The organism is Mesorhizobium sp. WSM4887 (assembly GCF_029625865.1).
Lineage (GTDB): Bacteria > Pseudomonadota > Alphaproteobacteria > Rhizobiales > Rhizobiaceae > Mesorhizobium.
Genome location: NZ_JARTVP010000068.1, coordinates 1 through 243, shown reverse-complemented (window position 1 = coordinate 243; position 243 = coordinate 1). Strand labels below are relative to the sequence as shown.

1 protein-coding gene is annotated in these 243 nt (G+C 59.3%); it reads right to left on the bottom strand.

Going from position 1 to position 243, the window contains the following annotated elements:
* Positions 1–243: trehalose-6-phosphate synthase (locus tag P9230_RS32355; RefSeq protein ID WP_278121774.1), on the bottom strand; the 243-nt coding region annotated here is incomplete at both ends.

Below are 243 nucleotides of genomic sequence, written 5' to 3'. Positions count from 1 at the left end.
GATCACCGGCCTGTAGCCCTCGCTGCCATAACGCCGGTTGAGCTCTTCGGCATAACGGTGGCACTCGTCATGGAGCAGCTTGTAGGCAGGCAGCGTGCCGCGGCTGGGTGCCGCGATCTGCAGGAAGACCAGTTTTCCGATCCACTCAGGCTGTCGCTTGAACAATTCGTTCAAAGCGTGAAACCGATCGAGAATGCCCTTGGTATAATCGAGGCGCTCGACCCCGACGGCCAGCTTCACATC